Raw genomic sequence first — 16,963 nt, forward strand, 5'->3', positions numbered from 1 at the left:
CTTTGAATCCAAAGTGGCTTTTTTATTCGTTTCAATCAAGCATCAACGCAAATGCTTATTCTCTTCCGTTTCCGGTTCTAAATCGAGTTTTTCCATCAACAAACGGTCGCCGTCTTCTTCCGGGTTACCCGTAACAAGAAGTTTATCGCCATAGAAAATAGAGTTAGCCCCCGCCATAAAGCACATTGCCTGCATTTCTTCGCTCATGCCTTGGCGACCGGCGGATAAGCGGACGTAACTGTTTGGCATAGTGATACGCGCCACGGCGATAGTGCGCACGAATTCTGTCCAGTCTAAATCTTCTGCATCGGCAAGCGGTGTGCCTTCGATTTTCACTAATTGGTTGATAGGAACGGACTCCGGTTGCGGATCCAAATTCGCCAGGCTGGCAATGAGTCCTGCACGTTCTTTGCGGGTTTCGTTCATGCCTACAATCCCGCCGCAGCATACTTTCAAGCCAGCTTTACGCACTTTGCCTAAGGTACTGATACGGTCGTCAAAACGGCGCGTGCCGATCACTTCACTGTAATGTTCCGGTGCAGTGTCTAGGTTGTGATTGTAGTAATCCAAACCCGCGTCTTTTAATTCTTCCGCCATGCCATCTTGCAATAAGCCGAAGGTACCGCAAGTTTCCATACCGAGGGATTTCACCGCCTTGATGATTTCCGTCACTTTGGCGATATCTTTTGGTTTCGGGCCGCGCCACGCGGCACCCATGCAAAAACGCCCTGCGCCACGGGCTTTGGCGATTTTGGCTTTCGCAACGATTTCTTCTACATCTAATAATTGCTGATTTTGCACGCCTGTTTGATAACGCGCCGATTGCGGACAATAACCACAATCCTCCGGGCAACCGCCGGTTTTAATCGACATTAAGGTAGAAAGCTGAATGGCGCGCGGATTGAAGTTTTTGCGATGAACTTGCGCCGCACGATAGACCAAATCCAAAAACGGCGTTTCAAACAACGCTTCCACTTTGCACACAGACCAATATTCCACGCTTGGGTGGGGAGTGATAGAGTAAATTTGTAGAGTACTGCTTAACATAGTTTTCCTTTAAGTAGAAAGCACTTTTTAAAAGTGCGGTACATTTTATGCGTATTTTTATTCTTGGGTTATCCGACCATTTTCCACGCGAATCATCCGATCAACATTGCCTTCCAACTCGGAAGGTTGATGGGTGACAAGCAATAAGGTCAGATTTTTGCGTTGGCAAAGTTGGTCGATTAAATCCAACATTTCCCTCCGCAAAGCCGGATCGAGCGCGGAGAACGGCTCGTCCAACAATAAAATCGGCTTATCGCGCAACAAACAACGGGCCAAGGCGACACGCTGTTTTTGTCCGCCGGAAAGGCTGTTTGGTTGACGGTTCAAAAAATCCGTTAAGCCCACAGCGGCGGCGACTTGTTCAAGCTGTTGTTGCTCAAGTGCGGTCAATTTTAACGATGTTTTTAAGCCTAACGCCAAATTTTGCCAAACGGTTAAGTGCGGGAACACATTGTTCTCTTGAAACAAAATAGACACAGGACGTTCATAAGGCGCGCTTTGCGTATGATTTTCACCGTTGAGCCAAACCTCGCCACGGGTGGGCAAAACAAAGCCGGCAATCAAATTAAGCAAGGTACTTTTGCCTGCACCACTTGGCCCGATAATGGCAATACGCTCCCCTGCCGCCACGTGCAAATCAAACGTCATGGGCATGATGTTATCGGCTAAAAATACCTTATCTAAACGAATCATACTGTTCCTTTTGTTGTTCGTCTTTTTGTTGCTCAAGCAAGGCAAATATTATGCCGCACAATAACAGCAAAATACCTGCGGTAACTGCCGCTTCTGCGTTGCGATAGCTACCTAATTGTTGATACAACAAATGTGGCAACGAGGTAAAATCTTGATTACCGAATAACGCAATGGCGGTGAAATCCCCTAACGATAGCGCGAATGCCAAGGCAAGGGCGTATTTTATCGGTGTGCGCAGATCGTGCCATTCAATTAAACGAAATCGCTGCCAGCCTACAATGCCAAGGGAATTACACAGACGTTCGTAATATTGCATATTATTGTTAAACGGCACACTTAAAATTCGTAGCACAAAGGGCATCGCACTTAAGGCGTTACAAACCACCACAATGGCAAATAAATAAGCGTTGTTAAAGTCGATTTCACGCAACAATAAAAACAACCCCATGGCGAGAACCAAAATAGGAATCGCCAAAATCACCATGCCTGCGTTGATAATAAAGTGCGCGGTTTTCACATAATACAACCATTGCAAACGACGGGATAACAACAATAACGCCACAGCCATAAGCAACACCAACAAGGCGGAAGCCGGCGCGATAGTTAAGGAATAGCCCAAAGCTTTCCAAAGTTGCGGGTTTTGCCATGCGGCGAGCCATTTTTCCGATGTTAGTGCGCCGATAATAATATTCAATAACGGCGACAACATAAATAACACAAACAGGGCAAGCAAAAAAATGTGGAAAATTTTCACCGCACTTTGCGGCCGGGTAAACCAACGATAGCCACTGCTCAAACCGGTTTGTGTTGTGCGGCTAAACCAACTGCTCACACTAAACAGTAACAGACAAAAAATAAATTGTAACAACGCAAACAACGCCGCCTTCGGCAAATCAAACTCAAATAAAATCGCCTGATAAATGGCAGTTTCCAGCGTAGTATATTGTGGCCCGCCACCGAGTGTTAACACTACAGTGAAACTGGTAAAACACAACATGAAAATCAGGCTGAACGTAGGCAAAATTTGTTGGCGTAAATAATACCATTCCACTAAGCGCACAAAACGCCATCCACGTATATTTAGCTGTGCCGCCAGTTGGTGTTGTTGATAAGGAATCGCTTCCAAACTTTGCAGAAAGAGTTTGGTCGCAAGCGGAATATTAAAAAAGACATGAGCAATTAAAATGCCCGACAAGCCATAAATACTCCCCGCCCAAGTGCGGTCAAAAAAATGCAAGATTTGCGCAATCCAACCCGACGCGCCATACACGCCGATTAACCCGAAAATGGCGACCAACACCGGCAATACAAAGGTGAGCGACATGATTTTCAGCAAAAAACCTTTGCCGATAAAATCCACATAATAAAATGCACGCGCCAACAGCATACCGAAAAACAAAGACAACAATGCCGAAAGCAAGGCCTGCCCTAAACTAAAGGCAATAACATGGTGCAAATAAGCATCATGAAAAATCAGTCGCCAGTCATAGCTGCCTTCCACCAACACGGCACGCAACGCACCCGTATAAAACAGCGTGATAAATAAAATAACAAGCATTCCGCCCAGATAATGACGTGGGCGGAATTGTGGGTTGGAAAACAACGCAAACATTAATGGATTACTTTGTTAATGTGGTTTGCCATTGGCTGATCCATCTTTTTAACGCGTCCGATGTTGCCGCCGAAGTGTCCAAAAAGGTTTCTTGTAGTTTTTGCGCTTTTAAGGCATCAAAGTGCGGTTCCACCGCCTCTTGAATCACCGGGAACATCACATTGGCGCTGACGATGTGTTTTTGCGCTTCAGGCGTGATCAAATACGCCATAAATTGATCGGCACATTGATTCTTATGCTCTACTACCCGTGCGGCCAATTCTACTTGCATCACATTGCCTTCGGCAAACTGTGTGGCTGCGTAATTTTCTTTATTTTCAAATAATTGGTGATATAACGGCGATGTGCTGTAGCTTAACACCACATCCGCCTCACCTTTCAAAAAGGCACCATAAGTATCAGACCAGCCTTTGCCTACAGTCACCGAGTGTTTGGCCAATTGTTGCCACGCCTGTGCCACTTGTTCTGCCGGGTAAACGGTATTCATCCACACCAACAAACCACGACCAACACTGCTGGTGCGTGGGTCTTGATAGATGACACGCAAATCTTCACGCTCGACCAATTCTTTTAAACTTTTCGGCGGATTCTTAACTTTATCTTTGTCATATACGAACGCATAGGTGCCGAAATCATAAGGCAGGAAGGTGTTATCTTGCCATTGGGTCGGCAAACTGAGTTTGCTTAAATCCACATGATTGATGTCAAACAGTTTGCTTTTTTTGGCCTCTTCCAACACAAAATTATCCAAACCTAACACAATGTCCGCCTTGGTTTTATGCCCTTCCAAACGCACCCGATTAAACAGCGTACCACCACTTTCAAAAGGCATATAATTCACTTTGCACAGCGGGTATTTCTGCTCGAACCCTTGTTTTATTTTCGGCCCGGCACCCCAGTCGGAAGTGAAGGAATCGTAGGTATAAATATTCACGTTTTGCGCCTGTTGGCCTAAAACTGCAGTGGAAAGTGAAAGTGCGGTGAAAAATAAAATTGTTTTTTTCATAATAAGTCCTTAGTGTGATTAAATTGACGTTAAATTAAACCTTATTCTTGATATGCCCAGTGATTCGTCGGCCCATGTCCGTGGCCAATATTTAACGGGTGGCTAATGGCGGCACCGATATATGCCTTGGCAGTTTGCACGGCGGATCGAATATCCGCCCCTTTGGCTAATTCAGCAGTGAGACAGGCGGAAAACGTGCAACCTGTGCCGTGAGTGTGTGGCGTCGGATAGCGTGGCGATTGCAAAACAAAATGCTCGTTAGGGGTAAAAATCCAATCGCGACACTCCGCGCTTTGCGAATTGCCGCTATGTCCACCTTTAATCACCACCGTTTTTACGCCCTGCGCCTGCAACATTTGTGCGGCTCGTTGAGCGCTTTGTTCATCTACAATGTCTATGCCGGTTAATGCCATCGCTTCCGGTAAATTCGGAGTAATCACCTCCGCCTGCGGCAATAAAAATTTAACCAAAGAATCCACCGCACTTTGTTGCAACAACGGCGCACCGCCTTTGGCAATCATCACAGGATCCAACACCAACGGTCCAAAATCATATTGTGTTAATGCCTCAGCGACACATTCGATTATCTCTGCCGTGCCTAACATACCGATTTTAAAGGCGCTAATCGTGAAATCATCGGCGATAGCTTTCAGCTGGCTTTGAATGGTTTGCAGGGGAATGGCGTGAATATCAAACACGCCCAACGTGTTTTGCGCAGTAATTGCCGTAATCACCGATGTGCCGAACACGCCACGCATTTGAAAAGTTTTTAGATCAGCTTGAATGCCGGCGCCACCACCGCTGTCCGAGCCGGCAATGGTTAAAGCTTGAACGATGTTACTCATAATATCCTCCGCGATTTAACGAAGAGGAAACACATAAACCATATTGCATAATTGTTCCTTTATTTAAGGAAAAGAGTGAATTGGCAATAATGACGAATAAAGATGAGAGAAAAGAAAGGAAATTTGATTCTCCGATTAGTTTCCTACGTCAGTATTAACTGTATCAGGTTCACGGGTATTATCTCAGCACGAAGCACCCCGACTAATAACGGGTTTTAGTCTATCGATTTTACCTATGCGTGACAAGAGGACAACGGAATTTTCATGGAAAAATGCAATTGAAGAGAATAAGTTAAAAAAAGTGCGGTCAGAAACATATTTATTTCTGACCGCACTTTTATTGATTGGTGTAGATAGTCTGATTACTTACCGACTTGGCTACCGATTAAGCCACCTAATGCCGCACCACCGAGGGTTGCGCCGGTTGAGCCACCGATTACATTACCGGCCACACCACCAACTGCAGCACCAATCGCAGTATTTTTCTGCGTTCTGCTTAAATTGTGGCAACCGGTTAAAGCGACTGCTAAAGTAACGATGCCGAGAATTTGAACCATTTTTTTCATTTTAAAACCTCATTAGTTGCTTAAAATAATATGAGTAATGTTTTTGTTTATACTCAGCAAATTAGACTGATCTTTTGCTAAAAAGTTTTATTTTTTACGCAATGATACTTCCCCTGCATTAAAGTACCGAACGCCATCTTGCGTCATTAAACACAAATGACCGCTACTATTAATTCCCTGCTCAATACCGGAAATCACGCCTTTTTCCGTGATCACATTCACTTCCGTACCAAAATAGGCATCATGTTCCAACCATTGTTGTTGCATTTCCACGTCAATACCGTGTTGCTCAAAACGAGCCAAATAACGATAAATGGTTTTCACCATTTGGATGATGATCTGTTCACGATCGATATCGGGAAAAAACTCGCTTAATTCCGCCCAAGGCTGATCGATGTGCTTTTCCTGCCCAAGCGAAACATTCATACCAATGCCTACGACCAAATTCAATTTGCCATTCGGTTGATTAACAATTTCCACCAAAATACCTGCCAATTTCCGATCGTTAACCAAAATATCATTCGGCCATTTCACTTGAAATCCGTACATATCCAATTCCACCAACGCCTGCACGATAGCAAGCCCAATCATCGAACTCAAGCCATCTAAAGGCTTGCTAGGATCTAATTGCCAATAAAAGCTCAAAATAATCTGCCCGGCAAACGGGGAAATCCATTGTCGCCCGCGACGCCCACGCCCTGCGCTTTGATGTTCTGCCAAACAAAGATCACCTTTTTGTAGCGTTTCGATATTATCCAATAAATACTGATTGGTTGAGGAAATCATCGGTTTTAACGTGACACGATAAGGCTGCAGGGCTTGAGCTAAGCGCTGTTCATTAAGTAACGGTAATCGGGGAATTAAATAAAGATAATCGTCTTCCAGTTCAAAACATAAACCTTGCTGTTCCAATTGCGCGACCTCGTTTAACAATTCCGCTTGGTTACAGCCTAAAAGTGCGGTCAAATTTTCTAATGAATTTTCTACGCCGCAGATAAGAAGTTCGATTAATTTTGCCATGTGTATTCCTATAACTTGGGTTGGCTAATGTATTTTATCGGCGGTTATCATACGCTAAAAATCCCGTCTTTTTACAATTTTTTCTTTCCAAAAGCAGGGCAAATCTGTATAATCCGCCCGCAATATTTTTTCATCATTAACTAATACAAGAGAGATATTGCAATGGCATTACGCATCTTAAAAGAAGCACTGACGTTTGACGACGTTCTCCTCGTTCCCGCTCACTCTACCGTGTTACCTAACACAGCGAACCTTTCCACCCAATTAACGTCCACTATTCGCTTAAACATTCCTATGTTATCTGCAGCAATGGACACCGTAACCGAAGCGAAATTAGCCATTTCTCTCGCACAAGAAGGCGGAATCGGTTTCATTCATAAAAATATGACCATTGAACGCCAAGTAAATCGCGTCCGCAAAGTGAAAAAATTTGAAAGCGGTGTGGTTTCCGATCCAATCACCGTGCCACCGGATTTAACCATCAGCGAGCTTAAAATCATAGCGCAAAAAAATGGTTTTGCCGGCTACCCTGTGGTGGATGCCGACAAAAATTTAGTAGGTATTATCACCGGCCGAGACACCCGTTTTGTATCCGACACCAGTAAAGTTGTGGCAGATTTTATGACTCCAAAAGAGCGCTTGGTGACGGTAAAAGAAGACGCCAAACGGGAAGAAATTTTCCAATTAATGCACGAACACCGTGTAGAGAAAGTATTAGTGGTGGACGATAATTTCAAATTGAAAGGCATGATCACCTTAAAAGACTATCAAAAAGCCGAACAAAAACCGAACGCTTGTAAAGATGAATTTGGCCGTTTACGCGTTGGTGCAGCCGTTGGCGCGGGTGCCGGTAATGAAGAACGCATTGATGCCTTGGTGAAAGCCGGTGTGGACGTATTGCTTATTGACTCCTCTCACGGCCATTCCGAAGGCGTGTTACAACGCGTGCGCGAAACCCGTGCGAAATACCCTAATCTACCAATTATTGCAGGCAACGTTGCTACCGCTGAAGGCGCTATTGCCCTAGCTGACGCTGGTGCCAGCGCCGTGAAAGTAGGGATTGGTCCGGGTTCCATTTGTACCACCCGTATCGTCACCGGCGTGGGCGTGCCACAAATTACTGCGATTTCCGATGCGGCGGAAGCCTTAAAAGATCGTGGTATTCCGGTGATTGCCGATGGCGGTATTCGTTATTCCGGCGACATCGCCAAAGCCATTGCGGCCGGCGCAAGTTGCGTGATGGTGGGTTCAATGTTCGCCGGGACAGAAGAAGCACCGGGCGAAATCGAGTTATATCAAGGTCGTGCTTTCAAATCTTATCGTGGTATGGGTTCACTTGGTGCTATGGCGAAAGGATCCAGCGATCGTTATTTCCAATCAGATAACGCCGCGGATAAATTAGTGCCGGAAGGCATTGAAGGGCGCATTCCTTATAAAGGCTTGCTCAAAGAAATCATCCATCAACAAATGGGCGGCTTACGTTCCTGTATGGGCTTAACCGGTTGCGCCACTATCGACGAATTACGCACCAAAGCCCAATTCGTACGCATCAGCGGTGCCGGCATTAAAGAAAGCCATGTGCATGATGTCACCATCACCAAAGAAGCGCCAAATTATCGCATGAGCTAATTCTGCATATAATAAAAAGGTGCGGTCGGTTTTAAAAACGTTTTTTAAATCGACCGCACTTTTTTATTCCTCAAATAAACGCGTCAATTCTTTCTCGTAACAATAAATATTCACCGCACTTTATAATAAAAATTAAATCGTTTTAGTTCATGTTTAAAACTTGCCAAAATTACTGATAAAACAATATGTTGTCTGATTTATGTAAAAGTGTGTAATTTAGTAGGGCTATAATTGAACTCGCCTATAAAACCGCTATAATTACGCGAACTAAATCAATTTTACTGTATGTTTTTTATACAATCTCATCACCTGATTATCTAGATATAAGGCCAATTTATGAATAAAGTATTTAAAGTTATTTGGAATCACGCCACGCAATCATTCGTTGCTGTTTCAGAATTAACCAAAGCCCACAAAAAAGTAAAATCCTCTCAAGATAAACGCTTATCAATTTCTACTATTCTAAAAACTTCCTTGATATCTTCTATCGCTATTATCGGGGTAGGAAATGCGATAGCTGCGATTCCTGAGGGAACAAATGGCGGAGCTAGCGCACTTGCAATTGGTACTTCATCAAGTGCATCTGATAGGAGTGTAGCCGTAGGTACAAGGGCTACAGTAACCGGCGCGTCAGGGGTTGCAATAGGACTAGATGCTAAAGCTGTTCCAAATTATGGTATTGCTATTGGTGCCAATAGTACTACTGCAGGTATAGGTCAAAGTATTGCTATTGGTGGTGCAGGTGCTGCAGGAAATGGTGCAAGTGCATTAGGCGATCAATCTATTGCTATTGGTGGAAACACAAAAGCGAACGGTCACTCGTCTATCGCTATCGGTGGTGATGACGTTGACCTCGCTGCAAAACAAACAACCAAATATACTGATCTTACAGGAGCTGAAGTTTCCGGCACAGTAAGTCAGGCATTTACCGCATTAACCAGCAAAAATCTTCTGCAACCACAGTACGTAAATACGACTAGCGGTCAAGCCGCCATTGCCTTAGGGATGAAAGCAACTGCAGGTGATATCGCATTGGCAATGGGTACATTAGCAACCGCATCCAAGACCAACTCTATTGCTATCGGCACAGGCGCAACAGCAAATCGTGATAATGCTGTAGCTATTGGGGGCGGTGCAACCACAGAGAACGCGGGGACAAAACAAACTGAAAAATCTTATACCGTAAACGGTACGACCTATAAATTCACTTGGGCAGGTGGTGCAAACACCTTACCCGGGGATATTGTTTCCTTCGGTTCCGAAGGCTATGAACGCCAATTGAAGAATATTGCTCCCGGTGAAGTAAGTGCTACATCAACCGATGCGGTAAATGGTTCACAATTAAACGCTGTTGCCGAAAAAGTTGCAGGTGGTTGGTTTGTAACGGCAGGAAATATAGCCGGAGGCACCTCCAGTGGAGAAACCAGACAAAGCGTCAAACCTGAAGACAGTGTGACGTTAAAAGCCGGTAAAAATATGAATATCGCGCAAAGTAGTAGAGATTTCACATTCTCTGTTAGCCCAACCTTAAGCGATATTTCAAGTATCAGTGGTCAAGGCACTAACTTGAATTTCACCGCTAACGGCGTAAGTTTGAATAATAAAAAAATCACCGGTGTAGCAGATGGTACCGCGGCAACGGATGCGGTTAACGTACAACAATTAAATGCCGTTAAAAATAGCCCAATCACTTTTACGTCCAATACAGGGACAAGTGCGGTCAAAAAATTAGGTGAATCTTTAAAAATTAAAGGCGATGGCAACGATATTAATGGTGTTGCTACAGCTGACGACATCACCTTTAGTCTTAATAAATCAACAACAGTAACTCAAGGCGATAACAAAGTCGTTACCGGGGATGCGGTTTATAACGCGATTCAAGCGAGCCAAATGCGCTATTTCTCCGTGAGTTCTGCAAAACTAGGCAATAAAGACAACACGGGAGCAACCGGCAATGATGCTATTGCTATCGGACCTGAATCCACTGCCGGGGATTACGCTGTTGCTCTAGGTAATAAAGCAATTGCAAGTCATGCCGGCTCTATTGCCGTGGGTTCTGAAAATAAAGCAGAAGCAAGAGACGGTATCACAATCGGACGTTTTGCCTCTACAAATGGTGCAGACAACTCACAAAGCATTGCCATTGGTGGAGGAAACTACCCTAACGCGGGAGCAAATGCAACAGGCGATCAATCTATTGCCATTGGTGGAAATACTTATGCCAAGGGTAACTCCTCTGTTGCTATTGGTGGTGATGATGTAGATAAAAGCGCAAAGACACAAACCAAATATACTGATCCAACAAGCGGAAGAGAAACGCAAGACACAATTGAACAAGCCTTTAACGCCATCACCGGTAAAGCATTCAAAATGAGTACAAATAGCGATGGCCGAACAGAGCAATATCGAAATACCACAACCGGTGAATCCTCAGTTGCTTTGGGTACCAAAGCCATTGCCGGCGATATTGCCTTAGCATTAGGTACTAGTGCGGAAGCTGCTAAGACCAACAGTATTGCAATCGGTACGGGTGCGATTGCAAATCGCGATAACGCTGTGGCAATCGGTGGCGGTTCAACTACCGATAAACAAGGTACAATACAAACCAACATGACCCAAAATGGTTTTACCTTAAACTGGGCTGCCGGCGATAAAACCTTACCGGGTGATATAGTTTCCTTTGGTTCTGTAGGTTATGAACGCCAATTGAAAAATGTGGCTGCAGGCGAAGTCAGCCAAACATCAACCGATGCGATTAATGGTTCCCAGCTTTATGCTGTGGCTGAAATCGCTACTGCTGGTTGGAATATTACCTCTGAAGCAGATGGCGGTACGGCTAATAACCCAGCTACGGTAAATGTCAAACCAAAAGACTTGGTGAAATTAAAAGCCGGGAAAAATATGGTGATTGATCAATCAACCAAAGATTTCAAATTCTCCGTTTCCCCTGCTCTAGTTGATATTACGAGCGTTTCCGGTGCGGGAACTACAATGGCCTTAAGTGCCAGCGGCATTACCTTAAACGATAAGAAAATTAGCGGCGTAGCAAACGGCGTGGCTGACAAAGATGCAGTGAATGTATCTCAATTAAATGCCCTTGGTAATAACACCATAAAATTGGGTGGTAATACCGGCACAACTAACGCACAAACATTAAACAAACAAGACGGTTTACAATTTAACGTGAAAGGTGCTAATGGCTTAACGACAAAAGCATCCGGTGCTGAAGTAACCGTTGAAATAGACGCTGACACCAAAGCCAAAATTGATAATGCTGCAGATAACAACTTAAGCAACATTACACCTAACGGCAAAAAAGTCATCACTGATTTGGTGGATATGGAAAACGGCGATAACACTGTTGTAAGCAATACCACAAACGCTGCCACCGGTAAGAAAACATTTAAAGTAAATGTAACTACTACGGCGTTAAGTGTAGATGAAACTAGTGGTACCGTGACTGCCCCTGCAGCAACAGATGCATCTAAACCGGTCACTGCAGATTCCGTAGCAACTGCGATTAACAACGCTGCTTGGAAAGCAGCAGGCAGTGGCAATGGCGTGACAAACGACGTAGCAGATACCATCAAAGCCGGCAAGACTGTGACATTTGACGCAGGTGAAAACCTTGTATTAACTCACACCGCCAATAAATTCAGTTTTGCTACTGCAAAACAAGTTAACTTTGATAAAGTCACTGTTGGTACCACAAACATTAGCAAAGACAATGGCATTGACGCCGGCAACCACAAAATCACCAATGTAACTGCTGGTGTTAATGACACTGACGCAGTAAATAAATCACAACTAAACGAATTGGCAAACAAAGCCATTACCTTTACCTCTAATTCAGGTACAAGTGCGGTTAAAAAATTAGGTGAAACCTTGCAAATCAAAGGCGATGGCACAGACATCAGCGGCGTATCTACAGCAGATGATATTACATTCAGCTTAAACAAAGCCACTTCTGTCACTGCTAATGATGAGAAAGCGGTTACCAGCAAAGCGGTACACACGGCAATTCAAAATATCAATTTGAATACTGCGGGCAACAGTGGCACCGGCTCTGTGAACTTAGCTACTTCTACTCTTTCCATTACGGGCGAAAATGGCATTACCACCACTGCAGCCAATAACGGTATCAAAGTAGGATTAGACGTTGATACCAAAGCCAAAATTGATAATGCGGCAAATCAAAATTTAAGCAACATTACACCTAACGGCAAAAAAGTCATCACCGATTTGGTGGATATGGAAAACGGCGACAACACTGTTGTAAGCAATACCACAGACGCTACCACCGGTAAGAAAACATTTAAAGTGAATGTAACTACCACGGATGTTACTGTAGAAGCTAACGGTCAAGCAGCTGCAACATCTACCGCACCTGCAACAGCACAATCTGTTGCAAATGCAATTAATAATGCTTTCTGGAATGTGACCTCAAATAATGAGCAAACCAGTCCTGTGAAAGCGGGAGACACAGTGAAATTCCTTGATGGCCAAAACATCAATATCACCAAAAACGATAAAACCTTTACGATCAATACGGCTAAAGAGGTGACTTTTGACAAGGTGACTGTTGGTAGCGCCGTGATTGACAAAAATAACGGTATTAACGCAGGTAATCAAAACATTACCAATGTGAAAGATGGCGTAAACGATACGGATGCAGTTAACCTGAAACAATTGAAGGAAAAAGAGACCGCACTTACGAATGCCGGTTTAGACTTCACCGGTAATAATGATACTGTGACTGTACACCGTAATTTAGGTCAAAAACTTATCGTGAAAGGGGCTCATGACGCAACAGATGTTTCTGCTAAGAATATTTATGTTGAAGCAGACGCTACCGGCTCACTCACTGTGAAAATGGCTGAAAATCCTGAATTTAAAGGCGTTAAATTAGTTGATGGCGCTAACACAGTAAACTTAGCGCCTACAGCGAATGGTTTAACCTTAAGTGATGCCAATAATCAACCGACTAAATTAACCGGGGTAGCAGATGGCGATGTGAGCGATACATCAAAAGATGCGGTTAACGGTAGTCAATTAAATGAAGTGAAAAAGGTTGCGAATAAAGGCTGGAATCTAACAGCTAGCGGTCAAAATAAAACGAATGTTGCACCTGATGCGACAGTAGATTTGAACAATACCGATAATAATATTGTAGTGACCAAAAATGCTACCGATAACAATGTCACCTTTAATTTGGCCAAAAACATTGCTGTTGATAAAGTCACCACCGGCAGTACCGCGATTGATACCAATGGCTTGAAAGTCGGTGATGTAACGGTAACAAACGCCGCGCCAACTGTGAATGGTGCAGCGGTGAATAACTTAAATGATGCTATTACTCAAACAGCTGCTCAAGCCTTTAGTCCATTAACATTCGGTGGTGATAGTGGTGCGGCGTTTGCACGTAAACTTGGTACGCAAGTGAATGTGAAAGGTGGTATGACAGATGCGGCTAACTTGTCTGATAACAATATTGGTGTTGTAGCAGACACCGACACATTAACCGTGAAATTGGCAAAAGAACTGAAAAATCTAACCAGCTCTGAATTTGTTGATGTAGCGGGAAATAAAACGATTGTTAATGGTAATGGCATGACTATTACTCCGACCACAGGCAACCAGGTTGCACTAACAAAAGACGGTTTAGATAACGGTGGTAACAAAATCACCAATGTTGCTGATGGCGTAGATAGTAAAGACGCAGTGAATAAGGGGCAATTAGACAAAGCTACTCAAGACCTAACTACCTTAGGTTTTGGTTTGAAAGCGCAAGACGGTAAAGAGTCTAAGAAAGCATTGGGTAATACCATTGAAGTTGTTGGTGATGATCAAAACATCTCCACTGAAATTGATGAAACCGATGCTACTAACAAAAAACTTAAAGTGAAGTTATCTAAAGACTTGAACATCAACACGGTGACAGCAGGAACCACCAAGTTGGATAGCAATGGCTTGAAAGTTGGTGATATTACCGTTACCAATGCGCCAATTACTGTTGGTGGCACAATCGTGAATAATGTTAATGACGCCATTAATAAAACCGCAGAACAAGCCTTTAAAGACTTGACTGTCACAGGTAACACAAATAACGACACCGGCAATAACGGCACTCAACAAAAATTGGGCTCTACTTTAGCCATTGACGGCGGTTTAACTGATGCTGCAAAAGCGTCTACCGCGAAAAATGTTCGTACGGTTGTTACAGACAATAAAGTAGAAATTCAAATTGCAGAAAAACCGGAGTTTAAAGAGGTTCAATTAGTTGATGGTAATAATGCCGTAAACTTAGCCCCAACGGCAGACGGTTTGAAAGTGAGCAAAGCTGATGGTTCGGATGCGAAAATCGGTGGTGTAGCTGAGGGTACCGAAGATAACGATGCGGTCAATGTTAAGCAGTTAAATAACCTGAAAGACAGCCCGTTAACCTTTGCCGGAGATGCCGGTACAAATGTGAAACGCAAATTGGGTGAAACCATCAATATCAAAGGTGGTGAAACTGAGGACAACAAACTTGTTGACGGCAATATCGGTGTCATTGCAGACGGCACAGACACGTTAAAAGTGAAACTGGCGAAAGAGTTGAAAAACTTAACCAGTGCACAATTTGTTGATGGAAATAACAATACTGTTATCAACGGTAGCGGTATTACTATCACCCCGGCAAATGGCGGTACGCCGGTAAGTCTAACCAATAACGGTTTAGATAACGGCGGTAACAAAATCACTAACGTTGCCGATGGCAAGGTTGCTGCAGATAGCAAAGACGCAGTCAATGGCGGACAATTACATAAAGCCGTAGATGACTTAACCAACAAAGGCTTTGGCTTAAAAGCCGAAGATGGTAACGAAGTCAAGAAAGGCTTAGGCGATACCGTCGAAGTTGTTGGCGCCGATAATAACATTTCCACCAAAGTCGCTGATGGCAAAGTTCAGGTTGAGTTAGCGAAGAACCTTGATCTTGGTGAAAACGGTAGCGTGAAAATGGGCGACACCACCGTTAATAAAGACGGTCTGAAAGTGGGTGACAAAGTTTCCGTGACTAAAGATGGCTTAAATGTTGGCAATGATGTGAAAGTCACTGAAAACGGCTTAAAAGCAGGTGATATCGAGATCAATAAAGATACCGGTATTAATGCAGGCAACAAAGTGATCGCTAATGTTGCTAACGGTAAAGTGGATAAAGACAGCAAGGAAGCCGTAAACGGTAGTCAATTACACGAAGTGAAAGAACTTGCCGCTCGTGGTTGGGATGTAACCACTTCCGCCACAGGTAGCGGCACCGTTTCCGGAACAACCGTAACAACGGTAAAACCGGGCGATATGGTCACTTACACGGCAGGCAATAACATTGCTATTACGCAAAACGGTACACAAATTACCATTGCTACCAACGATGATATTCAAGCGAAATCTATCGTAGCGGATACAGTCAATGTAGGCGGTAAAAATACGGATGGTACTAATGGCAAAGATGGCGTGTTAACCGTTGATAGCGCAGATGGTAAGAACGGTGTAGCGCTTAACGGTAAAGATGGCTCTATTGCGTTTAAAGGTGCGAATGGTGTCACAGCCTCTATTAGCGTTGCCGAAGGCCCAGCAGGTGTAGATCCGCAAGATGGCACCGCCAATAAACCACGTTTGAAAGTGGGTAACGAAAATGTTGCTACCCTAAACGATGGATTGAAATTCGGTGCAAATAGCGGTGATGTACATTCCGCCAAATTGAACACCCAAGTGAATGTAAAAGGTCACAAAGACAATTCCGATTGGGGTAAATTCGATGAAGGCAAAAATGTCATGACCAAAGTGGAAGGCAACACAATTACCGTCGCTATGGCGAAAGAATTGAACGTTGATTCCGTCACGACCAAAGGTGGCACACGCATTGGAGACAATGGTTTGACCTTCGTAGATAAAGACGGTAATCAATTGGCAAATAGTCCAAGTGTTAGCGCTAAAGGCATTGATGCAGGCAATACGCGAGTAACTAATGTTGCGCCGGGCCGCGTCACAAAAGATAGTAAAGATGCAATCAATGGCGGTCAATTACACGCAGCATTAACCGACGTGGGCAATAAATACAACGCGCTTGCAGGCCAAGTAAACCAAATGGGCAAACGTGTGAATGCCGGCGTGGCCAGTGCGTTAGCGGCATCCCAATTGCCACAAGCCTTCATGCCGGGTAAAGGCATGGTGTCTGTGGCTGCCGGTAACTACCAAGGCCAAAATGCCGTCGCGGTAGGGGTATCGAAAGTTTCTGATAATAGCAAGTATATTATTCGACTTTCCGGTACCAGCGATTCGCAAGGCAAAGTTGGTGTAGCGGTAGGCGCCGGAATGCACTTCTAATCAACCTAAAGCAAAAGGCACAGATAAATTTCTGTGCCTTTTTTATTAAACAACAACACGAAAGTGCGGTCGTTTTTTGGTTCATTTTATTAGCCCCTTCTTATTCAAGATCTCTATCGACAACATTCATAATAAAAACCCACCGCACTTTCACGCTTGTTTTTTTTAAAAAAGACAA

9 protein-coding genes and 1 riboswitch are annotated in these 16,963 nt (G+C 44.0%); of the genes, 2 read left to right on the forward strand and 7 right to left on the reverse strand.

All coding sequences use genetic code 11. The features are described 5' to 3' along the window. Positions 1-42: 42 nt before the first annotated feature. The 7 genes from bioB to birA all read right to left on the reverse strand — a co-directional run bounded on the left by bioB (position 43) and on the right by birA (position 6,789). Positions 43-1,047 carry a biotin synthase BioB gene (gene bioB / locus DK428_RS09950; protein ID WP_050693502.1) on the reverse strand — a complete coding sequence of 335 codons (1,005 nt, stop codon included), beginning with the start codon at positions 1,045-1,047 and terminating at the stop codon, positions 43-45. 57 nt (positions 1,048-1,104) lie between these two features. Continuing rightward, entirely contained in the window at positions 1,105-1,740 is a 636-nt protein-coding gene (gene thiQ / locus DK428_RS09955) for a thiamine ABC transporter ATP-binding protein (RefSeq protein ID WP_005700218.1), read from the reverse strand. After that, positions 1,724-3,352, reverse strand: a complete 1,629-nt coding sequence (gene thiP / locus DK428_RS09960; protein ID WP_109063813.1) for a thiamine/thiamine pyrophosphate ABC transporter permease ThiP — start codon at positions 3,350-3,352, stop codon at positions 1,724-1,726. Before thiP ends, thiQ begins: the two co-directional genes overlap by 17 nt. Before the next feature lie 7 nt (positions 3,353-3,359). Then, positions 3,360-4,358, reverse strand: a complete 999-nt coding sequence (gene thiB / locus DK428_RS09965; protein ID WP_109063814.1) for a thiamine ABC transporter substrate binding subunit — start codon at positions 4,356-4,358, stop codon at positions 3,360-3,362. 41 nt (positions 4,359-4,399) lie between these two features. Then, complete coding sequence (gene thiD, locus DK428_RS09970) at positions 4,400-5,203, reverse strand: bifunctional hydroxymethylpyrimidine kinase/phosphomethylpyrimidine kinase (RefSeq protein WP_109059689.1); 804 nt, start codon at positions 5,201-5,203, stop codon at positions 4,400-4,402. A 123-nt stretch (positions 5,204-5,326) separates the two neighbouring features. Further along, positions 5,327-5,414: riboswitch (TPP riboswitch) on the reverse strand. A 151-nt stretch (positions 5,415-5,565) separates the two neighbouring features. Continuing rightward, on the reverse strand, positions 5,566-5,769 hold the full coding sequence (locus tag DK428_RS09975; protein WP_109063815.1) for a glycine zipper 2TM domain-containing protein: 204 nt from the start codon (positions 5,767-5,769) through the stop codon (positions 5,566-5,568). 87 nt (positions 5,770-5,856) lie between these two features. Continuing rightward, a complete protein-coding gene (birA, locus tag DK428_RS09980; RefSeq protein WP_109063816.1) occupies positions 5,857-6,789 on the reverse strand; it encodes a bifunctional biotin--[acetyl-CoA-carboxylase] ligase/biotin operon repressor BirA in 933 nt (310 codons plus the stop codon). Between the two features lie 162 nt (positions 6,790-6,951). Between birA and guaB the strand changes: the two genes are divergently transcribed. Further along, on the forward strand, positions 6,952-8,418 hold the full coding sequence (guaB, locus tag DK428_RS09985) for an IMP dehydrogenase (RefSeq protein WP_109063817.1): 1,467 nt from the start codon (positions 6,952-6,954) through the stop codon (positions 8,416-8,418). A gap of 336 nt (positions 8,419-8,754) precedes the next feature. Next, positions 8,755-16,785 (forward strand): YadA-like family protein, encoded by an 8,031-nt coding sequence (locus tag DK428_RS09990; RefSeq protein WP_109092185.1) that lies wholly within the window; start codon positions 8,755-8,757, stop codon positions 16,783-16,785. Positions 16,786-16,963: the final 178 nt, after the last annotated feature.

The organism is Aggregatibacter kilianii (assembly GCF_003130255.1).
In the GTDB taxonomy this organism is placed as follows: Bacteria; Pseudomonadota; Gammaproteobacteria; order Enterobacterales; family Pasteurellaceae; genus Aggregatibacter; species Aggregatibacter kilianii.